Annotated in this window: 19 protein-coding genes and 1 pseudogene; 18 read left to right on the top strand and 2 right to left on the bottom strand. The window is 58.4% G+C overall.

Annotated elements, in window-relative coordinates; genetic code table 11:
* The first annotated feature begins 108 nt into the window (after window positions 1-108).
* From dnaX to ASF66_RS04440, 5 genes are all read left to right on the top strand, one after another.
* Window positions 109-2268 (top strand): DNA polymerase III subunit gamma/tau, encoded by a 2160-nt coding sequence (dnaX, locus tag ASF66_RS04460; protein WP_056842880.1) that lies wholly within the window; start codon window positions 109-111, stop codon window positions 2266-2268.
* 74 nt (window positions 2269-2342) lie between these two features.
* Window positions 2343-2669: a YbaB/EbfC family nucleoid-associated protein gene (locus ASF66_RS04455; RefSeq protein ID WP_043189078.1), complete on the top strand. Its 327-nt coding sequence runs from the start codon at window positions 2343-2345 to the stop codon at window positions 2667-2669.
* A 550-nt stretch (window positions 2670-3219) separates the two neighbouring features.
* Window positions 3220-4254, top strand: a complete 1035-nt coding sequence (locus tag ASF66_RS04450) for an NADP-dependent oxidoreductase (protein WP_056842879.1) — start codon at window positions 3220-3222, stop codon at window positions 4252-4254.
* A 65-nt stretch (window positions 4255-4319) separates the two neighbouring features.
* Window positions 4320-4922 (top strand): recombination mediator RecR, encoded by a 603-nt coding sequence (recR, locus tag ASF66_RS04445; protein WP_049859397.1) that lies wholly within the window; start codon window positions 4320-4322, stop codon window positions 4920-4922.
* Window positions 4923-5151: 229 nt separating this feature from the next.
* The gene (locus tag ASF66_RS04440; protein WP_056842878.1) at window positions 5152-6030 is read left to right on the top strand and encodes a PhzF family phenazine biosynthesis protein; all 879 of its coding nucleotides are present in this window, start codon (window positions 5152-5154) and stop codon (window positions 6028-6030) included.
* Between the two features lie 18 nt (window positions 6031-6048).
* On the opposite strand, the gene ASF66_RS04435 is transcribed toward ASF66_RS04440, so the two are convergent.
* Window positions 6049-6378: a YceK/YidQ family lipoprotein gene (locus ASF66_RS04435; RefSeq protein WP_056842877.1), complete on the bottom strand. Its 330-nt coding sequence runs from the start codon at window positions 6376-6378 to the stop codon at window positions 6049-6051.
* Between the two features lie 372 nt (window positions 6379-6750).
* Between ASF66_RS04435 and rfbB the strand changes: the two genes are divergently transcribed.
* The 11 genes from rfbB to ASF66_RS04380 all read left to right on the top strand — a co-directional run bounded on the left by rfbB (window position 6751) and on the right by ASF66_RS04380 (window position 20995).
* Window positions 6751-7821 carry a dTDP-glucose 4,6-dehydratase gene (gene rfbB / locus ASF66_RS04430; RefSeq protein ID WP_156463130.1) on the top strand — a complete coding sequence of 357 codons (1071 nt, stop codon included), beginning with the start codon at window positions 6751-6753 and terminating at the stop codon, window positions 7819-7821.
* Window positions 7818-8714 (top strand): dTDP-4-dehydrorhamnose reductase, encoded by an 897-nt coding sequence (rfbD, locus tag ASF66_RS04425; protein ID WP_056842875.1) that lies wholly within the window; start codon window positions 7818-7820, stop codon window positions 8712-8714. Before rfbB ends, rfbD begins: the two co-directional genes overlap by 4 nt.
* 257 nt (window positions 8715-8971) lie before the next feature.
* The gene (locus ASF66_RS04420; protein WP_056842874.1) at window positions 8972-10417 is read left to right on the top strand and encodes a mannose-1-phosphate guanylyltransferase/mannose-6-phosphate isomerase; all 1446 of its coding nucleotides are present in this window, start codon (window positions 8972-8974) and stop codon (window positions 10415-10417) included.
* A 141-nt stretch (window positions 10418-10558) separates the two neighbouring features.
* The gene (locus tag ASF66_RS04415; protein ID WP_056842873.1) at window positions 10559-11920 is read left to right on the top strand and encodes a phosphomannomutase/phosphoglucomutase; all 1362 of its coding nucleotides are present in this window, start codon (window positions 10559-10561) and stop codon (window positions 11918-11920) included.
* A 2-nt stretch (window positions 11921-11922) separates the two neighbouring features.
* Window positions 11923-12717: an ABC transporter permease gene (locus tag ASF66_RS04410; protein ID WP_056842872.1), complete on the top strand. Its 795-nt coding sequence runs from the start codon at window positions 11923-11925 to the stop codon at window positions 12715-12717.
* Entirely contained in the window at window positions 12714-13928 is a 1215-nt protein-coding gene (locus ASF66_RS04405) for an ABC transporter ATP-binding protein (protein WP_056842871.1), read from the top strand. Before ASF66_RS04410 ends, ASF66_RS04405 begins: the two co-directional genes overlap by 4 nt.
* Window positions 13928-15457: a class I SAM-dependent methyltransferase gene (locus ASF66_RS04400; RefSeq protein WP_056842870.1), complete on the top strand. Its 1530-nt coding sequence runs from the start codon at window positions 13928-13930 to the stop codon at window positions 15455-15457. Before ASF66_RS04405 ends, ASF66_RS04400 begins: the two co-directional genes overlap by 1 nt.
* Window positions 15458-18004, top strand: coding sequence for a glycosyltransferase family 4 protein (locus ASF66_RS04395; RefSeq protein ID WP_056842869.1), 2547 nt, complete (start codon window positions 15458-15460; stop codon window positions 18002-18004).
* A 174-nt stretch (window positions 18005-18178) separates the two neighbouring features.
* Window positions 18179-18640 carry a GtrA family protein gene (locus ASF66_RS04390; protein ID WP_082484438.1) on the top strand — a complete coding sequence of 154 codons (462 nt, stop codon included), beginning with the start codon at window positions 18179-18181 and terminating at the stop codon, window positions 18638-18640.
* 19 nt (window positions 18641-18659) lie between these two features.
* Entirely contained in the window at window positions 18660-19514 is an 855-nt protein-coding gene (locus ASF66_RS04385) for a polyprenol monophosphomannose synthase (RefSeq protein ID WP_056842868.1), read from the top strand.
* On the top strand, window positions 19511-20995 hold the full coding sequence (locus ASF66_RS04380; protein ID WP_056842867.1) for a hypothetical protein: 1485 nt from the start codon (window positions 19511-19513) through the stop codon (window positions 20993-20995). Before ASF66_RS04385 ends, ASF66_RS04380 begins: the two co-directional genes overlap by 4 nt.
* Before the next feature lie 175 nt (window positions 20996-21170).
* On the opposite strand, the gene ASF66_RS04375 is transcribed toward ASF66_RS04380, so the two are convergent.
* A complete protein-coding gene (locus ASF66_RS04375; protein WP_056843424.1) occupies window positions 21171-22262 on the bottom strand; it encodes an acyltransferase family protein in 1092 nt (363 codons plus the stop codon).
* Between the two features lie 693 nt (window positions 22263-22955).
* Here ASF66_RS04375 and tnpB point away from each other — a divergent pair.
* Together tnpB and tnpC are read left to right on the top strand one after the other, a co-directional pair.
* Window positions 22956-23099, top strand: a complete 144-nt coding sequence (gene tnpB, locus ASF66_RS23075) for an IS66 family insertion sequence element accessory protein TnpB (RefSeq protein WP_330219434.1) — start codon at window positions 22956-22958, stop codon at window positions 23097-23099.
* A gap of 196 nt (window positions 23100-23295) precedes the next feature.
* Window positions 23296-24784 (top strand): annotated as a pseudogene (tnpC, locus tag ASF66_RS04370) (IS66 family transposase).
* Window positions 24785-24873 lie beyond the last annotated feature (89 nt).

Genomic DNA, 24873 nt, shown 5'->3' with positions numbered 1-24873 from the left:
CCTGCGTTTTTACAGGCCAACGCAGCAATAGAGCAGGGCGCGGATGCAATTTTGGCCCTGCTCCATTAGCATTGGCGGTCTTCCGCTTTCATGTCGCGACGGTTTTCGATGAGTTATCAGGTTCTTGCACGTAAATGGCGTCCGCGCTCGTTCCGCGAAATGGTCGGCCAGACCCATGTGCTCAAGGCATTGATCAATGCGCTGGACAACCAGCGGCTGCATCACGCCTACCTGTTCACCGGCACCCGGGGCGTGGGCAAGACCACCATCGCGCGGATCATCGCCAAATGCGTCAACTGCGAGACGGGCATCACGTCCACGCCCTGTGGTGAGTGCTCGGTCTGCCGCGAGATCGACGAGGGCCGTTTCGTCGATCTGATCGAGATCGACGCCGCCAGCCGCACCAAGGTCGAAGACACCCGCGAGCTGCTCGACAACGTGCAGTACGCCCCCAGCCGCGGGCGCTTCAAGGTCTACCTGATCGACGAAGTGCACATGCTGTCCAGCCATTCCTTCAACGCGCTGCTGAAGACGCTGGAAGAGCCGCCGCCCTACGTCAAGTTCATCCTCGCCACCACCGATCCGCAGAAGTTGCCGGCGACCATCCTGTCGCGCTGCCTGCAGTTCTCGCTGAAGAACATGACGCCAGAGCGCGTGGTCGAGCACTTGAGCCATGTGCTGGGTGTGGAGAACGTGCCGTTCGAAGACGATGCGCTGTGGTTGCTGGGCCGCGCGGCCGATGGCTCGATGCGGGACGCCATGAGCCTGACCGATCAGGCCATTGCGTTCGGCGAAGGCAAGGTGCTGGCAGCCGATGTGCGAGCGATGCTCGGCACCCTGGACCATGGCCAGGTGTATGGCGTGTTGCAGGCACTGCTCGATGGCGATGCTCGTGCACTGCTTGAAGCCGTGCGCCATCTGGCAGAGCAGGGGCCCGACTGGAATGGCGTGCTGGCCGAAATGCTCAACGTGCTGCACCGCGTGGCCATCGCCCAGGCGCTGCCCGAAGCGGTCGACAATGGCCAGGGTGATCGCGATCGCGTGCTGGCCTTGGCCCAGGCGCTGCCGGCCGAAGATGTGCAGTTCTATTACCAGATGGGCCTGATCGGTCGCCGCGATCTGCCCTTGGCCCCGGAGCTGCGAGGCGGCTTCGAGATGGTGCTGCTGCGCATGCTCGCGTTCCGCCCGGCAGGCACCAGCGACGGGCCCGATCAACCCCTAAAGACAGTGGGGATCAGCCAGGCCACAGTTGATTCCACCCAACCCGTGGCAGTCTCGTCTCCTGTGGAGCCACAATCTCCAAGCGTGGCCCCCATGGACCCGGACCCTGTGGGAGCGGGCTCTGCCCGCGTCGCCCCGGCGACACCCCCTGTGGGAGCGGGCTCTGCCCGCGAAGAACCCACCACGGTCCACCAGAACGACCGCGTCGCACCGGCGACTCCCCCTGTGGGAGCGGGCTCTGCCCGCGAAGAAATCACCACGGTCCATCAGGCAACCGCAGAACCCATCGACCTCCCTTGGAACGACCCTGTGACGCCCGTCGCCGCTCCGGCGCCAGAGCCGATCCTCGACGTCGTTGGCGAGCAGCCCGCGCTCACGCCCATGCCGGCCCCCACGCCCGCCAGCGCCGTACCCGATGCCCCGGAAAACGAGGCAACACCGTCCGCCGACGACACCGACCCAGTCGACTACGTCCCCGCCGGCATGGAGCGCGACGACGAGCCACCGCTGGACGAAGACTACTACGCCCCCGAAACCGATGGCGCCGCCTACAGCTACCTCGACGAACTGGCCAGCGAAACCGTTCACGAAGCCCCGGTCGAAGCCGAACCCGAAGTGCTGCCCGCCGCGCAGCCTGCCACCGGTCTGGCCCTGCAATGGCTCGAACTGTTTCCGAAACTGCCGATCTCGGGCATGACCGGCAGCATCGCCGCCAACTGCACGTTGATCGCCGTCGAAGGTGACGACTGGCTCCTGCACCTGGATCCGGCCCACAGCGCCTTGTTCAACAGCACCCAGCAGCGCCGCTTGAACGATGCACTGAACCAGTATCACGAGCGCACGATCAGCCTGACCATCGAGCTGATCCGCCCGGAACAGGAAACGCCAGCCCAGGCCGCGGCGCGCTGGCGTGCCAATCGCCAGGCCGATGCCGAGCAGTCGATTCAGCAAGACCCGTACATTCAACAAATGCTGCAACAGTTCGGCGCCATCATTCGCAACGATACGATTGAACCAGTCGAAGCGGTGGCCAGCCCAACGCGTTAAGCAACCTACCCGAACCCGCGCAGGATGCTTCTGGCACTGCGCGGTCATACCCATCGACCTTTGAGGTGAACCCCATGATGAAAGGTGGCATGGCCGGCCTGATGAAGCAGGCCCAGCAGATGCAGGAAAAAATGGCTCAGATGCAGGAAGAGCTGGCCAAGGCCGAAGTCACTGGCCAATCGGGCGCAGGCCTGGTGAGCGTGGTGATGACCGGCCGCCATGACGTCAAACGCGTCAGCCTGGACGACAGCCTGATGCAGGAAGACAAGGACGTGCTGGAAGATCTCATCGCTGCCGCCGTCAACGACGCCGTGCGCAAGATCGAGGCGAACAGCCAGGACAAGATGTCCGGCATGACTTCCGGTATGCAATTACCGCCAGGCTTCAAGATGCCGTTCTAAAACAAAATGCCAGGCGCCAAGCCTGGCATTTTTGTATCCGGGTCAATGTGGGGCTCGCGGCTCGCGCCGCTGCTTCACAGGCAGCGCGATCCCTGTGGGAGCGGGCTCTGCCCGCGAAGGCCGCGCCGAGGTTTAGCAGGCATACCGCGGCGTTCGCTTCGCGGGCAGAGCCCGCTCCCACAATTCATCTGCTCCCACAGTTCATCTGCTTCCACAATTCATCTGCTCCCACAGTTCATCTGCTTCCACAATTCATCTGCTCCCACAATTCATCTGCTCCCACAATTCATCTGCTCCCACAGTTCATTTGCTCCCACAATTCATCTGCTCCCACAGTTCATTTGCTCCCACAGTTCATCTGCTTCCACAATTCATCTGCTTCCAAAATTCATCTGCTCCCACAATTCACCTGCTTCCACAACTCACCTGCCTCACACAATCTACTCACCCACAACCACCGTAACTTGCCATCCAGCCATGACCCGTTTGAACATCCCGCCACCCCTCGCTGTCCTTTTCCTATAGCCACTTGCTCAAGGAATACCCCGCAATGTCCCAAGACCTGACCCTCAGCCAGCGCTTCGTCCTCGCTTCCCGCCCAACCGGTGCACCCACGCCGGAGAATTTCCGCCTGGAGCGCGAAGCCTTGCCGGATCTCGAGAACGGCCAAGTCCTGCTGCGCACCCTGTATCTGTCTCTGGACCCCTACATGCGTGGCCGGATGAGTGACGCGCCGTCCTACGCTGCCCCGGTTGAGATCGACGAAGTCATGACCGGCGGCACCGTCAGTCGTGTGGAAACGTCCAAACACCCCAAATTCCGTGAAGGCGATCTGGTCGTCGGCATGACCGGCTGGCAAACCCACTGTATTTCCGATGGCAGCAACCTCACGCCGCTGCCCGCTGGCATCCCCACCCCATCCATGGCGCTCGGCGTGCTGGGCATGCCCGGCATGACCGCCTACATGGGCCTGACCCATATCGGTCAGCCCAAGGAAGGCGAAACCCTCGTGGTCGCCGCGGCTTCCGGCGCTGTCGGCTCGGTAGTAGGGCAGGTCGGCAAGATCAAAGGCCTCAAGGTCGTTGGTATCGCTGGTGGTCCGGAAAAATGCCGCTACGTCGTTGAAGAGCTGGGCTTCGACGCCTGCGTCGACCACAAGAGCGACACCTTCGCCGATGACCTGGCCAAGGCCTGCGACAAAGGCATCGACATCTACTTCGAAAACGTCGGCGGCAAAGTCTTCGACGCCGTCATGCCGCTGCTCAACGCCCGCGCGCGCATTCCGGTGTGCGGCCTGATCGCCGGTTACAACGCCACCGACCTGCCCGAAGGCCCGGATCGCTTCGCGCTGCTGCCGCGCATGCTGCTCACCAAGCGCATTCGCATGCAGGGCTTCATCGTGTTCGACGACTTCGGCGATCGCCATGCCGAATTCTTCTCGGCCATGGTGCCATGGGTCCGTGACGGCAAAATCAAATTCCGCGAAGACGTGGTCGACGGCCTGGAGCGCGCACCGGAGGCCTTCATTGGCCTGCTGCAGGGGCATAACTTCGGCAAGCTGGTGGTCAAGGTCTCCGACGTCTGATCATTTGACGTGGTTCAGAGGCGCGGGTATAAACCGCGTCTCGTCGTCACCTCAGGCCGCCCTCCATGAGCTTCAGCCCACTGATCCGTCAACTGATCGATAGTCTGCGCACCTTGCCCGGTGTCGGTCAGAAATCCGCCCAGCGCATGGCTTTGCAGCTGCTTGAGCGCGACCGCAGCGGCGGCAGTCGCCTGGCCCAGGCGCTGAGTCAGGCCATGGAAGGCGTCGGCCATTGCCGCCAGTGCCGTACCCTTACCGAAGAAGAACTCTGCCCGCAATGCGCCGACCCCCGGCGCGACGACACGCTGCTGTGCGTGGTGGAAGGGCCGATGGACGTCTATGCTGTAGAGCAAACGGGTTACCGCGGTCGCTACTTCGTGCTCAAGGGGCATCTGTCGCCTTTGGATGGGCTCGGGCCGGAAGCGATCGGTATTCCGCAACTGATGGCACGTATAGACGAGCAGGGCACCTTCGCCGAAGTCATTCTGGCCACCAACCCGACTGTCGAAGGCGAAGCCACTGCTCACTACATCGCGCAGCTGTTGGCTAAAAAAGGCCTGGTCGCGTCACGCATCGCCCACGGTGTTCCATTAGGTGGCGAATTGGAGTTGGTAGACGGCGGTACCCTGGCCCATTCTTTCTCTGGCCGCAGACCAATCACCTTGTAACCGGTTACCATAGCCCCCGTAGCAGCGGCGCAAGCCGCATCGGCTGCACACTCGGTGAATCGGAACGCGTCATCACCGGGCTCCCACGATCCCTGTAGCAGCGGCGCAAGCCGCGTCGGCGGTACATGCGGCGGGTCTGGACAAACGCGGTGCCGCCGGACGCGGCTCGCGCCGCTGCTACAAAAATCCCAGCGTCACTGCTTTCACTCATTCATCGCCAGGGCCGACCATGCATCGCTTAGCGTTCAAGCAAGTCGACGTCTTCACGACCCAACGATTCAAGGGCAACCCACTGGCAGTCGTCCTCCAGGCCGAAAGCCTGACGCGCGAGCAGATGCAGCAGATCGCCCACTGGAACAACCTCTCCGAAACCACCTTCGTACTTCCCGCCACGCATCCCGACGCCGACTACCGGCTGCGCATCTTCACGCCCAACTCCGAGCTGCCGTTCGCCGGCCATGCCACCATCGGCAGCGCCCACGCACTGATCGAAGCCGGACTCATAGAGCCTCGCAACGGCAAGCTGGTGCAGGAATGCATTGCAGGCCTGATCGATGTCGACATCGCACGTGGCCCCGACGGCTCGCAACTGATCACCTTCGAACTGCCACCGGCAACGATCCAGCCGGTCAACGACAGCGACCATCGCGAGTTGCAGGCCGTGCTCGGCGTAAGCGTAGTGCGCGACCGTCGGCCGTGCTTCGTGACCGTTGGCCCGCGATGGCTGGTGGTGCAACTGCGCGATGCGCAAACCGTGCTGGCGGTGATACCCGACCTGGCGCGCATGGCCATCAACGATCACCGCACCAGCACCACCGGTGTGGTGATCTTCGGTCCGCACCCTGAGGGGAGCAACGAGCACATCGAAGTTCGCACGTTCGCGCCCACCTGCGGCATCACCGAAGACGCCGCCTGTGGCAGCGGCAGCGGGGCGGTCGCTGCCTTCATCCGTGCCACCGGCCAGACCTCTTCGCTGGGCTCGCAACTGCGGGTCGCCCAAGGCGCCGCGCTGGGTCGCGCCGGCAAGCTGCAGCTGTCGATCACCGACCAGTCGATCAAGGTCACCGGTGCCTGCGTCACCTGCCTCGACGGCTTCCTCAATCCCTAACCCTCGCCAGAATCACAGTCAGCCGCCTACCACCTCGATGCTGCCATCGTTGTGCTGCCGGTACAGCGTATAAGGCAGCATCAGCGTATCGGTGAAGGCCGAGATGGCCATGTCCACCGCCACGAAACCCATCTGCGGCCCGGTGCTGATTCGACCAGGCCTAGGTTCCTTGCCATTGAGCAGGCAGAAGTTATAGACCACACCGCTGTAAACCCGAGGCACGGCGCCGCAAAACGATTCCGCCTCCTTGAGGTTGTCACTGGTCACCACGTCGTCGCGAAATACCGTATTGATGGTGCCGCAACCCGCCAGCAACGCCGCCAAAGCCATACCTGCCAACACTTTCATATCCGTCGCTCCTTGTGCGAGGCCGGCACTATAACCGTTTCTGTAAGCTCGCCTATCCAGGCGCGGGATGTACCTTTCGTCAGCTGAACGGAACTGAGATTCACGAAAGCGCGGAGGACGTTGTCAATAGCCTCGCGAAATCCGACTGCGAAGCTGAAACGTTCATTCCGAGCTGTGCTAGTTACCTCCAGTAACATCTTTTTCGCCAGTCTGTTCAAGCCACGTTACAGACCTGGCTGGCGGCCTGCATGTCCCGTGCGGACACGCCCTGGGTGGTTTGGTATCATCTGGCTTCGCGCGGGTTCGCCTACGACAGACGCGTCCTGAATCGATGCAGCGCGTCCTTTCCTCCACTTGATGGTGTTGTTTAACGTGAAAATCCTTGTAACCGGTGGTGCAGGCTTCATTGGCTCGGCAGTCATTCGCCATATCCTGGCGAATACCGACGACGCGGTGGTCAATGTCGATAAACTGACCTACGCCGGCAATCTGGATTCCCTCATGGGCAGCGAGCGCACACCGCGCTACGCCTTCGAGCACGTCGACATCTGCGACCGGGCACAAATGGACCGGGTGTTCGCCGAGCATCGGCCCGACCGGGTCATGCACCTGGCCGCCGAATCCCATGTCGATCGCTCGATCACCGGCCCTGCGGCTTTCGTCGAAACCAACGTCATCGGTACCTACACACTGCTCGAAGCCGCGCGCCAGTACTGGTCGCAGCTCGATGCCGAACAGCAGGCAGCGTTTCGCTTCCACCACATCTCCACCGATGAAGTCTATGGCGACCTGGAAGGGCCCGAAGACCTGTTCACCGAAACCACGCCGTACCAGCCGAGCTCGCCATACTCGGCGAGCAAGGCCAGCTCCGATCACCTGGTCCGCGCCTGGCAGCGCACCTACGGGTTGCCGACGCTGGTCACCAACTGTTCGAACAACTATGGGCCGTGCCATTTCCCGGAAAAACTCATTCCGCTGATCATCCTCAATGCCCTGGAAGGCAAGGCGCTGCCCATTTATGGCAAAGGTAATCAAATTCGCGACTGGCTTTATGTCGAAGACCACGCACGGGCTCTGTATCAAGTGGTGACCGAAGGTGAAGTAGGGGAGACCTACAACATCGGCGGTCATAATGAGAAACAGAACATCGAAGTCGTGCACACGGTCTGCGCCTTGCTCGACGAGCTCTGCCCGCAGTCACCCCATCGTCCGCATGCGCAATTGATCACCCATGTACAAGACCGTCCCGGCCATGACGTTCGCTACGCCATCGACGCCAGCAAGATCCAGCGCGAGCTGGGCTGGACGCCGGTAGAAACGTTCGAGTCCGGTATCCGCAAGACCGTGCAGTGGTATCTGGATAATCCCGAATGGGTGAGCCGCGTGAAGAGCGGCGCCTACCAGCAATGGATCGATACGAATTATCAAGGGCGTGAACTGTGAAAATATTGCTCCTGGGTAAGAACGGTCAGGTGGGTTGGGAGCTGCAGCGTGCGTTGGCGCCGCTGGGCAAGGTTGTGGCGCTGGGCAGGAACATCGATGAAGCCGGCCTCTGCGGAGACCTGGCGGCACTCGACGGGCTGGCTGAAACGGTCCGACGCATCGCGCCGAACGTGATCGTCAACGCCGCCGCTTATACCGCCGTGGACAAGGCCGAAAGTGAGAAACAAGCCGCTGACTTGATCAACCATCAAGCCAGCGCCGTGCTCGCCCGTGAAGCGCTGGGCCTGGACGCCTGGCTGGTGCATTACTCCACCGACTACGTGTTCGATGGCAGCGGCGACCAGCCTTGGCGCGAAAGCGACACCACGGCGCCGGTCAACTATTACGGTGCCAGCAAGCTGGCCGGCGAGGAAGCCATTCGCCACTCCGGCTGCAAGCACCTGATCTTCCGCACCAGTTGGGTCTATGCCCCGCGGGGCAACAATTTCGCCAAGACCATGCTGCGCCTGGCCAAGGATCGCAAGAGTCTCAGCGTCATCAGTGACCAAATCGGCGCACCCACCGGCGCCGAGTTGCTGGCCGATGTCGTGGCTCATGCAATTCCCAAGGCGCTCGCTCAACCCGACTTGGCAGGCACCTATCACCTGGCGGCCAGTGGCGAAACGTCCTGGCATGCGTTCGCCAAGCTGGTCATCGAGAACGCTCGCAGCCAGGGCACCAAGCTGGCCGTGGAGACGGTCGAAGCCATTCCCACCAGCGCCTACCCAACGCCCGCCCGACGTCCACTGAACTCGCGGCTCGATACCAGCAAACTGACCGAGCGTTTCGGTCTGGAGCTGCCCCATTGGGAACTGGGCGTGAGACGCATGCTGGCTGAAATCAGCGCCAAGTGAGGGTCGCTGAACTACCGTGCCAGGTCAGCTGTCCAAGCGCGAACGATTTGCGCTTGGCCCCGGATTTCCTGATATTCTAGCCGCCACTTCCTTGACTCATCAGCAGCGAGCGGTTTTAGGGGTTTGACGTATATGTTGTCTGCGGCGCAGGGAGCCGCCAGATCTTCGATGCGCAGGGGTGATCTACCCCATGTACAGACGGTCTACAGATCGATTTCACAGTGCCGCTACACCGGCAAACAAAGGATCCAATACGCATGAACCTGATCCCCGTTATTCTTTCCGGCGGCGTTGGCAGCCGGTTGTGGCCCGTGTCCCGCGAGGCCCATCCCAAGCCATTCATGGCGCTGCCCGACGGCCAGAACCTGATTCAAAAAACCTTCCTGCGCGCCGCCAAGCTCGAAGGCGTGTCCGAAGTGCTGACCGTCACCAACCGCGAACTGCTGTTCAAGACCGAAGACGAATACCGTACCGTCAACAAGACTGGCCACGCCCAGGGCTTCATCCTCGAGCCTTTCGGCCGCAACACCGCAGCTGCCGTCGCCATGGCCGCATTGCAACTCAATGATTCCCACGGCCCCGATGCCCACATGCTGGTCCTGGCCGCCGACCACCTGATTCAGAACGAAGACGCCTTTTCCGCCGCTGTCGCCAAGGCTGTGAAACTGTCGGCCGACGGCTGGCTGGTCACCTTCGGCATTCAGCCGCAGTACCCTGAAACCGGCTTCGGCTACATCGAAGCTGGCGTCGGCACCGGCCTGGACGGCACCTTGAAAGTCGACCGTTTCGTCGAGAAGCCAGACCTGGAAACTGCCAAGGGCTACGTCGCCGCCGGCAACTACTTCTGGAACTCGGGCATGTTCTGCTTCAAGGTCGGCACCGTCCTCGAAGAACTGAAGAAACATGCGCCGAACGTGCTGGCCGCCGCCGTGGCCGTCAAGGAAGCCTCGCGTCTGAGCGAAGCGCCGAACTATCGCTGCCTGGCGCTGGACGCCGATGCGTTTGCCCAGGTGCCGGACATCTCGGTCGACTACGCGCTGATGGAGCGCTCGGACAAAGTAGCCACCGTGCCGTGCGACATCGGCTGGAGCGACATCGGCTCGTGGAACGCGGTCAGCGAACTGACTGACGCCGACGCACAGGGCAATCGTTTCGAAGGCGAAGTGCTGTCGCACAATGCCCGCAACAACTTCGTCCACAGCGAAGACCGCCTGACCGCGCTGGTCGGCGTCGAAGACCTGCTGGTGATCGACACCCCAGACGCGCTGATGATCAGCCACAAGGATCACTGCCAGGACGTCAAGCACATCGTCGGCCAGCTCAAGGCCAATGGTCACCACCTGCACAAGCTGCACCGCACCGTGCACCGTCCATGGGGTACCTACACCACCCTGGAAGAGGGCGAGCGCTTCAAGATCAAGCGCATCGTGGTCAAGCCACAGGCGTCGCTGTCGCTGCAGATGCACCACCACCGCAGCGAACACTGGATCGTGGTCAGCGGCATGGCCGTCGTGGTCAACGACGATCGCGAGCTGATGCTCAACACCAACGAGTCGACCTTCATTCGCGCCGGCCACCAGCATCGCCTGAAAAACCCGGGCGTGATCGATCTGGTCCTGATCGAAGTGCAGAGCGGCGACTACCTCGGTGAGGACGACATCGTCCGTTTCGAAGACGTCTACGGCCGCGTTGACAAGGCCTGACCGACATCTTCCGCCTCGGCCTCTGCCCGTGTTCGAAAAACATGCGCAGGGGCCGAATCGTGCTGGTCGTTCGTCAGCGACCGTCCAATCTACCGACGTCCGCACCGATTGCGCGTCGGCCACATAGAGCGAGCGATTGCCATGTATCCCCCTCTCCAGACCCGTTGCTTCAAGGCCTACGACATCCGCGGCCAGGTTCCCGCCGACCTCAATGACGACATCGCCTACCGTATCGGTCGTGCGCTGGTGTCCGAGCTGCATGGCAAGGCCTATGTGGTCGGCCGCGACATGCGCCTGGAAAGCCCAGGCCTGGCCGCTGCCCTGATCAAGGGCCTCACCGAGGCGGGCGCCGATGTACTCGACCTGGGCCTGTGCGGCACCGAAGAAGTCTATTTCGCCACCAGCCACCTCAAGGCCGATGGCGGCATCATGATCACCGCCAGCCATAACCCCAAGGGTTACAACGGCATGAAACTGGTGCGCGAGCATTCCAAGCCGATCAGCGGCGACACTGGCCTCGACGCCATTCGCGCCCGCGTGGAAGCCGGTAACTTCGACGACAAGGCGGCCACTGCAGGCCACGTTCGCGAAGTGTTCGACAAGAGCGCCTACATCGAGCATCTGCTGACCTACATCGACGTCAACTCGCTCAAGCCCCTCAAGGTCCTGGCTGACCCGGGCAACGGCGCCGTGGGCCCGACCATCGAATTGCTCAAGGCCAAGCTGCCGCTGGAATTGATCGTCATCAACGGCGAGCCGGACGGCAACTTCCCCAACGGCGTGCCCAACCCGCTGTTGCCGGAAAACCGCGAGCTGACCCGCAAGGCCTTGCTGGATAACGGCGCCGACATGGGCATCGCCTGGGACGGCGACTTCGACCGCTGCTTCTTCTTCGACGACAAGGGCCGCTTCATCGAGGGCTATTACCTGGTCGGTCTGTTGGCTGAAATGCTGCTGAAGAAGCACCCCGGCAGCAAGATCATCCACGACCCGCGCCTGACCTGGAATACCATCGAACAGGTCGAGGCCGCCGGCGGCGTTGCCATCCAGAGCAAGACCGGCCACGCCTTCATCAAGGAGCGCATGCGCGCCGAAGACGCCGTGTACGGCGGCGAGATGAGCGCCCACCATTATTTCCGCGACTTCGCCTACTGCGACAGCGGTAATATCCCGTGGCTGCTGGTCGCCGAGCTGATGAGCGTCACCGGCAAGACCCTGGCCCAACTGGTGGACGAGCGCATCGCCGCGTTCCCGTGCAGCGGCGAGATCAACTACGAAGTCGCCGACGTGAAAGGTTCGATCGAGAAGATCCTGGCGTTCTACACCACCCAGAACCCCAGCGTCGACCGCACCGACGGCATCAGCGTCGAGTTCGCCGACTGGCGTTTCAGCCTGCGGGGTTCGAACACCGAGCCATTGCTGCGCCTGAACGTGGAAAGCCGCGGCAGCGAAGAATTGGTGGCTCAGCGTGTCGCTGAGATTGAGCGTTTGATCAAAGGATAATTATGTTTGGCATGTTAAGAGGCATCTGGGACTACAGAGGCTTCATCGTCACCTCCATCAAGAACGAGTTCGTTGCGCGCTTTGCGCGCAGCAAGCTCGGTGGCCTCTGGATGATCATTCATCCTCTGGCCCAGGTCGCTATCTACGCGCTCATCCTGTCGAACGTGCTCGGTGCGCGCTTGCCGGGCATCGACAACAAGTACGCCTACGCGCTGTATCTGATTGCCGGCATCCTGGCCTGGAACCTGTTCGCGGAAATCGTCGGGCGCTGCCTGACGGTGTTCATCGAGCAGGGCAACCTGATGAAGAAGATGCGCTTTCCGCGTATTGCGTTGCCGGTGATCGTGGTGGGCTCGTGCCTGCTGAACAACCTGCTGCTGTTTGGCGCAGTGCTGATCATCTTCGCGGTGTTGGGGCATTCGCCCAATATCCAGATGTTCTGGCTCATCCCCCTGACGTTTGCCGTGGTGGCACTGGCCGTTGGTATTGGTCTGGTGCTGGGCGTATTGAACGTGTTCCTGCGCGACATCGGGCAAGTGGTTCCGATCATCTTGCAGGTGTGGTTCTGGTTCACGCCCATCGTCTATTCGGTCAACATCGTGCCCGACTACCTGAAAGGCACGCTGGACATCAACCCGATGTATCCCATCGTCACCGCCTACCACAATGTGCTGGTCTACAAAGTTTCGCCTGATCTTCAGCAGATCGGCGTGACATTCCTGATTGCCGTCGGCCTGATGCTGCTGGGGCTGTTCCTGTTCCGCCGGGCATCCGCAGAAATGGTGGACTCGCTATGACCCTTCTTGCAGTCACCAACGTAGGCAAGGCCTACCGCACCTATCGTTCGGAATGGCAGCGCCTGGCGCGCTGGTTCTATCTGCCGGTTAGCGCGAGCCAGGAACACTGGGTACTCAAGCACATCAGCTTCAATATCGAGGCGGGTGAAGCGATCGGCATCGTCGGCCAGAACGGTGCTGGCAAGTCCACGCTGTTGAAGATGATCACCGGCACGCTGCAACCGACCGAAGGCAAGGTTCAGGTGAACGGGCGCATTGCCGCGATTCTCGAGTTGGGCATGGGCTTCAATGCCGAACTCACCGGTCGGCAGAACGTTTATCACGCAGCCGGTTTGATGGGTTTCAACACAGCCCAGATCGATGGCGTGATTGAAGACATCGAAGCCTTCGCCGAGATCGGCGAGTACTTCGACCAGGCCGTGCGCATGTACTCCAGCGGCATGCAGATGCGCGTGGCGTTTTCCGTAGCCACCGCGTTCCGCCCCGAGATCCTGATCATCGATGAGGCCTTGTCGGTAGGCGACAGCTATTTCCAGCACAAGAGCTTCGGGCGCATCAAGGAGTTCCAGAAAGCCGGCACGACGCTGCTGATCGTTTCCCACGATCGCGGTGCCATCCAGGCGCTGTGCAACCGGGCGATCCTGCTGGAGGGTGGCACCGTCATCAAGGACGGCTCGCCAGAGGAGGTGATGGACTACTACAACGCCATCATCGCTCAGAAGGAAAACTCTACCGTCGAAGTGCAGACCTTGGCAGACGGCGGCGTGCAAACGCGTTCGGGCAGCGGCAAGGCGGTCATCGATAGCGTAGCGCTTTACAACAGCGAAGGTGCCCCGGTCGAGTACGTGGCAGTGGGCGACGATGTGTGCCTGACCGTGAACGTCAAGGTCAACGCCGAGTTGCCGGAGCTGGTCGTCGGCTATGTCATCAAGGACCGTCTTGGTCAGGATGTATTTGGCACTAACACGCACCACCTCGAGTGTGTTCGAACTCATCTGAGCGAGGGCGATACGCTCTCTTACAAGTTCTCCTTCAGGGCCAGTCTGGGTGTCGGTTCCTATTCGGTGGCTGTGGCCCTGCATGCTACCGACAGTCATATCGCCGACAACTACGAGTGGCGCGACCTCGCTCTGGTGTTCAACGTAGTCAATATGTCGAAGAGTACTTTTGTAGGCCTGGCGTGGATGCCGCCGACTGTGGAGTGCAAGTAATGGACGACGGTTTCTATCGCGCTTTCGAAGACCGCTATCGTGGCTCCCGTGAACTGATTACCGAACGACTGAAAGCCTATCTACCGTTTCTGTCTCCACTCAAGAGCCTGTATCAGGATCATACCATCCTGGACTTGGGTTGCGGTCGCGGTGAGTGGCTGGAATTGCTGGTTGCCGAGGGCTATGCGCCGACCGGTGTAGATCTCGACGAAGGTATGCTCGAAGCCTGTCAGGCTCTTAACCTGCCAGCGCGCAATGTCGATGCCTTGACCGCCCTGAAGGAGCTACCTGACAACAGTTTGATTGCGGTGACCGGCTTCCACATCGCCGAGCACATTCCATTCCCTGTGTTGCAGGAACTCGTTGCCGAGGCGCTGCGCGTCCTGCGCCCGGCCGGTTTGTTGATTCTGGAAACACCCAATGCCGAAAGTCTGGTAGTGGGTACCAATTCCTTCTACCTGGACCCGACCCACGAGCGGCCTTTGCCTAACTTGCTGCTGTCGTTTCTCGCCGAGCACGCTGGGTTTGCAAAGTCCAAAATCGTACGGCTGCAGGAGCGCGCTGAGTTGCGCGACGACGAGAACAATGTCGGCCTGTGGGACGTTCTTTCCGGCACCAGTCCCGACTATGCGGTGGTAGGCCAGAAGCAGGCTCTACCCGAGCAACTCGAAGCATTCAACGCTGTATTCGACGCCGCTTACGGCGTCTCCCTGGACCAATTGGCAGTTCGTTATGATCAAGCGCTGGAGCGACGATTGAAGGGTATAGAAGGTGGGTTGGCCACCGCTCGGGAAGAATTCGTAACCCGTGATGGATTGCAGGACCTGATGGATCGTATGCAAGTCCATCATGCCGAGCAAATAGCGTTGCTGCAGGAGCGCTTCAGCGAAACGACGGAAGCCCAGCATCAGCGCTTCAGTGAAGAGGCTGAAGCGCTGCAACTGCGTTTCAATGCTGAAGTGATGGCGCAGCAGCAGCGTTTCAATCAAAGCATTCTCAGTTTGCAGCAGCATTGCTCAGGCTTGCAGACCGGAATGAATAACGTTCAGCAGAGCTATAGCGACGCGATGGCGCAGACTGAACAAGTCAGGGCTGAGCTCAATGCCTCACTGGGTAATGCTCACCATTGGTATCTGCGAGCTACGGCCTACGAGCAACAGCTGCAAGCTGTACATTCCAGTACTTCGTGGCGCGTCACGGCACCTTTGCGCGCGTTGGTGAAAGCGATGCACTGGCCGTTCCAGTCCGGAAAATCTGCAGCTGGACGCACACTGCGCAAGGTCGTGCCGCATGCGCGCCTTTGGGTGGGGCGTCGGCCCGCGATCCATCGGCCGGTGATAGCGTTTCTCGACCGCAACCCACGATTCACCGCCAAGCTGCGCCAGTTGTACCAGCAAGCAGCCCACGCCGAGGCGGTACACAACGCAGCTGACCCACAACACGGCGTCATCGATCACGCGCCGTTGACAGAGCGGGGCCGCCATATCGAGCGCGCCCTGATGCAAGCCATGACGAAGGACCAGAACTGAATGCGTATCGTAATTGACATGCAGGGTGCGCAAACTGAAAGTCGTTTCAGAGGTATTGGGCGTTACAGTCTGTCACTCGCGCAGAGCATCGCCCGCAACCGCGGTGAGCACGAAGTGTTTCTGGTACTCAACGGCATGCTCAGCGAGAGCATCGAGAACATCCGCGCCGCCTTCGTCGGGTTGTTGCCGCAGAGTCATATCCGCGTCTGGTACGCAGAAGGTCCGGTGAGCGATCGGGACCCTGCCAATGCCGCGCGGCGGCAAGTGGCGGAGTTGATTCGCCAGGCCTGCATCGATGATCTGCAGGCTGACGTCGTTCACGTGACCAGCGCCGTAGAAGGTTATATCGACGATGCCGCCATTGGCAGTCCGACACTGGATACCGGTGCAGTGGTGAGTGCGACGCTGTACGACCTCATCCCTCTGGTCAGCACCAAGCAGTATCTGGATCCCAACCCCGGCTACAAGCGGCACTACCTGGAAAAGGTAGAAGCGTTCAAGCAATACGATCTGCTGTTGTCGATTTCAGAGTTCGCCCGGGATGAGGCGCTATCACTGTTGCCGCTGAACGAGTCTGACATCGTCAATGTATCGACTGCGGCCGACGATGTGTTCCGACCTATTTCACTGAGTCTCGACGAGCGCGCGGCCGTCGTGAAGAAGTTCGCTCTGCATGACAAGTTCGTGCTCTATTCCGGCGGCGCTGACGACCGCAAGAACCTGCCCCAACTGATCAAGGCGTTCGCCAACATCAAGGCGGAGCTGGGCGATATTCAACTGGTGTTCGCCGGGAAGATGCCCGAGTACCACATCAACAGCTACAAGACGCTGGCGCGCACACAGGGCCTGGGAAATTCGGATCTGATCTTCACCGGCTACATTACCGATGAAGAGCTGGTGGCTCTGTACAGTCTGTGCCGACTGTACGTGTTTCCTTCCTGGCACGAGGGCTTCGGTCTGCCTCCCCTGGAAGCCATGAAGTGCGGAGCTCCGGTAATCGGCGCGAACACTTCCAGCGTTCCGGAAGTGATCGGCTGGAAGGAAGCGATGTTCGATCCATTCGACATTTCGGCTATCGCTAGAAAGCTGCGTCAGGCATTGGTGGATGAAGAGTTCCGGGCCGCATTGGCCGCGAATGGCCTGGAACGTGCGCAAACGTTCTCATGGGATCGCAGCGGTAAGGCAGCCATAGCGGCGTTCGAGATGGCGTTGGAGCGCTCGGACAAACCTGCAGCAACGGCAACCACACAGATCGACGCCACTCAGGCATTGGTAGATGCTTTGGCGGCGACCGGGCACCTGAGCAACAGGGCGGTGGACGTTTCGCTCCTTGCCAAGGCCATCGATTATTCGGTTCAGGGTGACGGCGAACAACCAACCTTGTTCGTTGATATCTCCGAGCTGTGTAAGCACGACGGCAAGAGCGGTATCCAACGCGTGGTACGCAGCATCCTGCTGGAATGGCTGACCACACCACCGGTTGGCTACTCGATCAAGCCTGTCTATACAAAGGCGGGCGAGCCGTTTTATCGATATGCGGCCAAGTTCACCACGTTGTTCCTTGGCAAGGATGTCAGTGAAGCGGACGAGGATGAGGCGATCAGCTATCGCGCAGGCGATGTCTACCTGTGTCTTGATTTGCTCATGGACGTTCTGCCGCACAAAAAAGGATATCTCGACGCGATGCGCACTCACGGTGTGAGCGTGTATACCGTTGTCTATGATCTTTTGATCCTGCAGATGCCGCATTGCTTTGTCGACAGTCTGCAGTATCACTATAAAAACTGGCTGAACGCGGTGGTGGAATACGACGGTGCTTTGTGTATTTCGCAAGCTGTCGCCGATGAATTGGAAGACTGGCTGGCGTCAAATGGACCAGAGCGCATCAAGCCTTTTAAAATTGCGGCTTTCCATCTGGGGGCAGACATCGATCAGTCTGCGCCATCCAAAGGCTTTCCGGAAAATCCATCCCTGCGTATCGAGTCGTTGAGTGATTATCCTAATTTCTTGATGGTCGGTACCTTGGAGCCACGCAAAGGCCACAAGCAGGCGCTGGATGCTTTCGAACTGGTATGGAAGGCAGGTGTAGACGCGAACCTGATCATCGTAGGCAAGCACGGATGGCTGGTCGATGAGCTCGCCGAGCGAATCGCCACGCATCCGGAACTGGGTAAACGACTGCTATGGCTTGACGGCATTAGCGATGAATACCTCGAATTCGTCTACAACAACAGCCAATGCCTGGTGGCGGCGTCGGAAGGCGAGGGCTTTGGATTACCCCTGATCGAGGCCGCGCAATACAACTTGCCTATCATTGCGCGTGACCTGCCGGTGTTCCGTGAAGTGGCCGGTGTCCACGCTCACTACTTCAGCGGTCCATCGCCGCAGGCGTTGGCAGATGAGATCATGGCTTGGCTCGATCTCTACGCAAGTGGTCGGCATCCGACCTCGGATGATATGCCCTGGTTGACCTGGAAACAAAGCGCTCAGCAGCTCCTGTCGCAGGTGATTTTGTTGGAGAAAACGCCTGGTCTACAGCAGGCCTGAAAGCCTGACAGATTGCGTTAACCCTCCATAGTGGCGAGGTTAACGCAGCCTGGTGCGGGGGAATGGTTCCTTGCCTAGTCAGGATAAACCACATATGCTTGCGAGTTTGGGCCGGCGCACGCGTTGGCGTCACGGTCAACATCAAGCCTGTATTTACAGGGTTAGGGAAAAGTAGTGATACCAAGACTCATTGAAGGACTCACAGCTTTCATCCATTCTATTTTCAGGGGCCTGTTTCCCAAAACCCTCATCTCCTTCCTAATCGTCGGATCGCTGGGCGTTGTCGTACATATGACTGTACTGAAAGTCATGATGCTGATGACGGGCGATAGTTTCCGTTATTCAAACGGTACGGCGATGGCTGTCGCAGCCACCTTCAATTACCTCCTTAACAACAAAGCAACCTACAGCCACGTGACATTGTCCGGGCGTCGAATCATCGCAGGTTACCTGATCTATCTGTCGATCACCTCGCTTGGGCTGGTCATGAGCCTGCTCATCTCCGGCGAAGTCTACGATCGCACGTCGATGCCAATGATTTCTGCGCTGGCGGGTATTGTGGCAGGGTCGCTTTGGAATTATTTCATGTCTTATAACTTTGTTTGGAAGCTTCTTTCAGCTAAAACAATTAATTAATTAGATAAGCTTATATTTAATGAAAAAACTAGTGTTCTTCGCGACCTACAATGAAGCCGGTAACGTCGCCTCTATGATAGAGCGGATCACCGCTTCCACCCCCGACGCCGACATCTTGGTCGTGGATGACAACAGCAAAGATGGTACCCTCGACATCCTCGAGTCCATTGCGCGCCCCAATCTCAAAGTCATCGTTCGTTCAGGCAAGCTAGGATTGGGGACAGCCCACCTTCTGGCCTGGAAGTATGCGATTGCCCATGGATACGACGTACTCGTGACTATGGACGGCGATCATTCCCATGATCCTGCCGATATCCCGAGGCTCATCGATGGGCTCAAACCTGGCGTCGATCTGGTTATCGGCTCTCGTTATGCGAAGGGTGGCGCATGCGATTATACCGGCTACCGGTTGCGCGTAAGCCAAGCTGCCAACATAGCCGCGAGGCTTCTGCTGGGAATCAGACTGACCGAGTTCACAACATCGTTTCGCGTATTCCGCGTATCCCGCCTGAGCGATATCGACTTCCAGACGCTCGTAGTGGGTGGTTATTCGTTTTTCTTGGCGGTCATCGTCCAAGCGCATCGGCATGGTTTGAAACTGGACGAACGTCCTATCCATTTCCACGAGCGTAATGCCGGCGTATCAAAAATCCCGCCGCTGGAAATCTTTCGTGGCATGGCCAATTTGCTGCGCCTGACAGTCATCTGTCATTTCAGCACCGCATCGAAGGTCGTCCATAATCCCCAGTTGGCCTGTACGCGTTGCGGGTGCAGCTATTCGAAGCTCGATCTTCATGGTACGCATTCATCCCGCGTTGGCGCGCAGGACGTATGTGTGAACTGTGGGTATAAAGGGACCGCGGCCAACCTATGACATCCGCCAAGCCCATGGAAGTCCAGAGCGAGAAGGGCGCCTGGCTGCTGATCCTCCTGTGCGCAGTTGCAGCAGGTGTGTTTTTGCCATTGACCAGAAACCTTGCAGGTATTCAGGACGGAGACGGCATCCTTACTGCATTGATGTCCACTCAGCACCTGACCTGGTATTTCTGGGGACAGGACAGGCTATTGAACCTGTTGCCGGCCATCGCCAGCCCGGTCACCGATATTGAGTGGAACCTGCGGTTTCAGGTCTTTCTGAGGTCGTTCTTTGCCTACTTGTCCCCGATCGGCTTTCTGGTCTTCTTCTCCAGATCGCCACGGTTTCTGCTACTGGCAACGGCCATCACCAACATTATCTTGTTGAGTGCTCTGAGTGCGTATGGACAGTTCAACGTCTACGTTCAACACAGCATGTTCTGCACTTCCTTGGTCCTGTTCGGTCTGGCCTATCTCCTGATGCATGCGAACCTGCCTGCCGTGGTCAAGCTGGTACTGGTAGCACTAATCTGCGCGCTGATGTACGCGACCAACTACGCTTTGCTGGTCTATGCCTTGCCATTCGCCTTGCTCATGATCATTGCCAACTGGCCGGACAAGGCCAGGTACATAGCATTCTTTGCATGTAACTGCATTGGTGTAGTGCTAGCCAAATTGCATGGCAAGTACTTCGGCGAGCGTTCCACCGAGTTCGGGATCTCCCCCTCGATCGACGCCCTCACTACGTCCCTGGGTATCATTTATGAACACGTGAGCATCGTGGTCGTCATCGTGGCAATTGTCGTAGCTGGCGTTCTTTACCGACGTGCGCACGTAACGAAACCGCTAGTATTGTTGGCAGGAATTGCAGCAGCAGGCGGAATGATTCTAGTGGTCTGTAGTGCTACCTGGGTACAGATGAACCTGTACAACATCCGCTACTTCCTCACGAGCATTATCGTCGTTGCCGCGGTGCTTAGCGCCGTCATAGCTGCAGCCATATTGCGCTGGAACGTCAGCACCGCACGCTTGGCGGGCGTATCTTTCGCGCTGATCGCCACTGGCATTATTTTTGCGCTGGGTTCTTTCAATAGCGCGTACAGCACGCTCGTAGGTGCTCCTTGGCGAACGAGTTCGGATGCGGTGGGGGAAGCTGTGGTGCAGCAGAAAGCTCGCCTGGTCATCGGCGGATATTGGGACGTCTGGCCTACTGTCTACGCTGCCGAGAAATATGAACAGCAACATCACCTGCCTGACTTCAAAGTGTTTGGTGGGGCCTACAAAGGGCATCCCATGGAGCAGGCGTTCGTGGAACAGACTGCAGGCAAAGGCGATCAAGTCGCCATCTGCTATCTGGATTCGGCGTCGGCCTGTGTGAATGAAGCTAGAGCTCAGCTGCGGATTCCAGAAACCGTCAAAATCCTGGTCAAAGATACCCAAAATATGGCCGTTCTGGACAAGCAGCTGTTGAGATTGGTAATTGAGGTAGCAGCTCCATAGGCCAAACCCTTCGCCGTACATCAGCTTCATTCGCAAAACGCGCTGGCGTTACTCCAGCGCGTTTTTTTATACCTGCTGTCCGTGCTGCGTGACATTGAGTTAGCCACATTCGCACACTAGAGCGCGAATCCAAAACAAGCTTCGCTTCAGTTCCATAGCGGGAGCTTGATGCACTTCAGTCAGAAAGCGGGTTTGCCATACGCTGTCTCAGAACTCGCTGTGCCGGCCGCTCGAGAAGTCGGTGACTCAACATACTCAGTATCACCAGCACAATGAAGAACAGCAGCATGACCCAGCCCTGGTTAAATACAGAACGCGAAAAGCCGAGTGAGTCGGCTGTAAGTGCGAAGACAATTTGAAGTGGGAAATGGATTAGATAGGACGCATAACTGATATCACCCAGCACTGCGCTTGATCTCAACAGGTTGGGCCACTGGCGTCCAACGCTGGCAAGCGCTGCGATCAGTAGCGGAAAGCCAACACACATGACGAAATACGTATTTACACTACCGTCGGAGATGAGTAGAAACGCCCACGCAGTTATGCAAGCAAGTAGGGCAATCACCATGCTGCGCGTCTGCCCAATCCACCGTTCGGTCCAGTCCAGACCCGCGTACGTTAGCCCCCCAATGTAGAAACAGAGCAGCCCGCTCCCCAATTTGTAGTAATCGGGGTAGAGATACGCGCCAAGCGCGCAGAGGAGCACCGCCAGCGGCAGGCGAAGGCGCCCAGTCAGACACGTCAGGAAGAACGTAGCGTATAGCAATACCTCTACGGATACTGACCAGATAGGTGCGTTGAATGACCAGCCGCTCTCGAATCCCCAAGCGGCCGCGAGAATCAGGTTCAGTAGCGCGTGGTAGATGTTGTTCAGCTGGTACACGAAATAGCTGGAGTGCGAAGAACTGTAAGCCCACTGCAGAGCCGCTACAGCAGCAAATGTCACCAGATGCAATGGGTACAGCCGGCTGATGCGATCTATAGTGAAACGCTTTGCAGAGAGAGACCGCTTTGAAATGCGGTCACTGAAAAGCCAGAAGAAGATGAAGCCCGAAATTGAAAAAAATAGCTGAACGGCCAAGCCTCCGTAACGATACAGGCCCTCGAAAGCGGAGAAGAAAGGCTGTTGTGAAGCGATGAAAAGGGTGGGATCAGCTCCCACATAAAAAAAGTGCTGCCAGTGCCAAAAGACTACACAGAGGGCGGCTAGCCCTCGGAGGGTGTCGAGTGTGTAGAGGCGAAAAGCAGGATTTTGAACAACATTCATGGCGATATCGCAATAGTGGAGGAAAAAAGCCGGGTAGGGCACTAATGAAAATCAAGCAATGAAGCGGCCTGTTCTGGACAGTCGTTCTGGCCCTTTATGAAGGTTAACGCGATAGGGCGCGTTGGTGAGGCGCGCGCTCGGCTGGTGTAGCACTGAACTCGACTACCCGCTACGATGTTGGCCGGAACCGCTGGCTTAGAGTACGACTTTTGCTCCGAGCACGCCCATCCGGAATGCGTCTTTACGAGCATTTGCCAGAACAATTCCAGCTTCTTAGGAAGGTTTTCGAGCATACAATTGATGCCGGGGATTATACTGAATAAGGTGGGAGCGCGCGGGGCGGAAACCCACTAGGGACGGTTACGCCAGACGTACACCTCGTCATGCCTTCGATTGCTCTCGTAGATTGGCCGGAGGGTCGTCTCGTCAGGTGTATGAGACGATGTTTTGAAGCGCTCGCGACCCGGGGGTGAGCCAAAGGCAGGAGCCGTTGCGCGTCGATTAAAAAATTTTGACGCGTTTGAGCGGTTCATTAACGAAGATCGAAAGCACTGGTTCAAGGATGGAGATCTTCTGTAAGCGCTCCATGTACCCCATATTCAAAGCCTGCGCTTGATCCCGGATGCTGTGTTTCCGATTTCTCTCTGGAGCCCGCCGCCGTGATGCAACCCGACGTAAAGTTGAAAAGTATATCTGTACCCCAAACCCGTCGATTTCCGAAGTTCCATCGACGCCCTTGCTGCTCTGGTCGAGTTGGACATCAAGGTCGCCGTCTTCGACCCATTGCTTTTTGTCTTCCTCAACAAACCGCGCAACCGCGTGAAGATCTTATACTAGGAGCCCGCAGTTCTTGCCTTTGAATCGAGCACCTGGAGTCCGAGCTTTTTAAAAAATTTCTGACGCTACGGATGAAGCGATTGTCCTGGCCGTCCATGAACTCAACGGTATACTCGATGGCTTTAACCTCTGGCTCAATTGTCCTCATGAAGTTGTGACGCAGCGATTCGTGGCCTGATTCGGTATAATTCAGGATATGAATTCTGTGCCCGCAAAACTCCCGGCGATCTTCAACTACTCAAGCAGATGCTTGCGAAGATTTAGTCGTGGTCGATTTTCTTCAGGAGTAAACGAGTTGGTACGTCAGCGCTTGTTCGGAGGTAAGTCCGAGTAGACAGCTGACCCTGCTACGCCTCAGCTCGCCTTTTTCAATGAAGCAGAAAGCATCGCTGCCGTTGCCAACGAAGACACAAAACAAGAGATTACCGCACCCGCCAAGCTCCGTGGCAAGCCCAAGCAGCTACCTTCTGACGTTCCGCGCATAAATTCATCCACGAACTGCTCGAACCTGAGTTGACTTGCAGCTGCAGCTGCGGCTGCGGCAAGCATGCCATCGGCGAGGAGATAAACGAGCAGCTTAAAATCGTCCTGATGCAGATCCGTGTCAGCAAATACGTCCGCAAAGTCTATGGTTGCCGTGACTGCGAAGTCGCTCCGATCACTGCGGAGAAGCCAGCTCCGCTGATTGAAAAAAGCATGGCCAGGCCGAGCGTCCTGGCCATGCTGCTGACGACAAACTATGTGGACGGTTTGCGCCTGTATCGATTTGAAAAAAAATATTGAATCAGCACTGCATCGCATGCAGGGCAAACCTTGGCTTGCTGGCTTATTCAGTTTGAGGCGTACTTGCAGCCGTTGCTGAATTTGATGCCCGATAGTCTGCTGGCCTGCCGCGTCATCCACTGCGATGAAACGCGGGGGCAGGTGTTGGAAGAGCCTGACCGCGAGGCGATGCGAAAGTCATGGATGTAAAGGCAAACAAGCGGCCCGCCGGAAAGACCAGTGATAGTTTTTGACTACTCCACCATTCAAGCGCAGGAGGTACCGACGCGCCTGCTCGAGGGCTATAGCGGTTACGTCATGACCAATCAGAATGCAGGTTACAAAGCACTGGGCGTTCAAGTTGGAGTTGAGCGTTCAGCATGCTGGGCTCAAGCGCGTCGCAAATTCGTTGAAGCATAGAAAGCGCAGCGTGAAGGTAAAGCGGGGCGCGCGGATACCTCGGTGAATCTGATTAACAAGCTTCGCGGCATCGAACGCGACCTAAAAGTTTGCAGTGACGAAGAGCGCAAGATCTCTATCACGAACACAGCCTGCCGATACCGGCTCCGTTGACAAGTTGGATCGAAAGACGCAGCCAGAAGCCACCGCTCAGAATGGCCTCGGCAAAATCATCAATTACCTCGCCAGTCACTGAGGCAGGCTGGAGTGATACATCCAGAAAGGCTACCTACCGCTCGTCCACGTCGCCGCTGAACGCGCGATCTGCCCCTTCATGATCACAAGAAAGAACTAGCTGTTTAGCGACACGCCCAAGGGCGCAACGGGCAGTGCTCAACTTTACAGCCTGGTCGACACTGCCAAAGCGAACAGCCAAGAGCGCTATACGTGGCTGCGCCACGGCCTATGTTGTGGATCATGAAGCCTTGGTGTTTTGGAACTGCTCACCTGCAACACATAGCTGAGCGAGCTACCTATTTTAATGTCGATGAGGTTGACGGAGCGCTTGCAATTTGTCTGGCTTATAATAGATTTAAAGATTGATTAACAGAAT

This window comes from Pseudomonas sp. Leaf129 (assembly GCF_001423465.1).
In the GTDB taxonomy this organism is placed as follows: domain Bacteria; phylum Pseudomonadota; class Gammaproteobacteria; order Pseudomonadales; family Pseudomonadaceae; genus Aquipseudomonas; species Aquipseudomonas coleopterorum.
This window is presented reverse-complemented; position numbering and strand designations above follow the sequence as displayed.

Coding starts and splice junctions, on each gene's coding strand:
- dnaX (WP_056842880.1), top strand. CDS start 109: ATGAGTTATCAGGTTCTTGCACGTAAATGGCGTCCGCGCTCGTTCCGC.
- ASF66_RS04455 (WP_043189078.1), top strand. CDS start 2,343: ATGATGAAAGGTGGCATGGCCGGCCTGATGAAGCAGGCCCAGCAGATG.
- ASF66_RS04450 (WP_056842879.1), top strand. CDS start 3,220: ATGTCCCAAGACCTGACCCTCAGCCAGCGCTTCGTCCTCGCTTCCCGC.
- recR (WP_049859397.1), top strand. CDS start 4,320: ATGAGCTTCAGCCCACTGATCCGTCAACTGATCGATAGTCTGCGCACC.
- ASF66_RS04440 (WP_056842878.1), top strand. CDS start 5,152: ATGCATCGCTTAGCGTTCAAGCAAGTCGACGTCTTCACGACCCAACGA.
- ASF66_RS04435 (WP_056842877.1), bottom strand. CDS start 6,378: ATGAAAGTGTTGGCAGGTATGGCTTTGGCGGCGTTGCTGGCGGGTTGC.
- ASF66_RS04420 (WP_056842874.1), top strand. CDS start 8,972: ATGAACCTGATCCCCGTTATTCTTTCCGGCGGCGTTGGCAGCCGGTTG.
- ASF66_RS04415 (WP_056842873.1), top strand. CDS start 10,559: ATGTATCCCCCTCTCCAGACCCGTTGCTTCAAGGCCTACGACATCCGC.
- ASF66_RS04410 (WP_056842872.1), top strand. CDS start 11,923: ATGTTTGGCATGTTAAGAGGCATCTGGGACTACAGAGGCTTCATCGTC.
- ASF66_RS04405 (WP_056842871.1), top strand. CDS start 12,714: ATGACCCTTCTTGCAGTCACCAACGTAGGCAAGGCCTACCGCACCTAT.
- ASF66_RS04400 (WP_056842870.1), top strand. CDS start 13,928: ATGGACGACGGTTTCTATCGCGCTTTCGAAGACCGCTATCGTGGCTCC.
- ASF66_RS04395 (WP_056842869.1), top strand. CDS start 15,458: ATGCGTATCGTAATTGACATGCAGGGTGCGCAAACTGAAAGTCGTTTC.
- ASF66_RS04385 (WP_056842868.1), top strand. CDS start 18,660: ATGAAAAAACTAGTGTTCTTCGCGACCTACAATGAAGCCGGTAACGTC.
- ASF66_RS04380 (WP_056842867.1), top strand. CDS start 19,511: ATGACATCCGCCAAGCCCATGGAAGTCCAGAGCGAGAAGGGCGCCTGG.
- ASF66_RS04375 (WP_056843424.1), bottom strand. CDS start 22,262: ATGAATGTTGTTCAAAATCCTGCTTTTCGCCTCTACACACTCGACACC.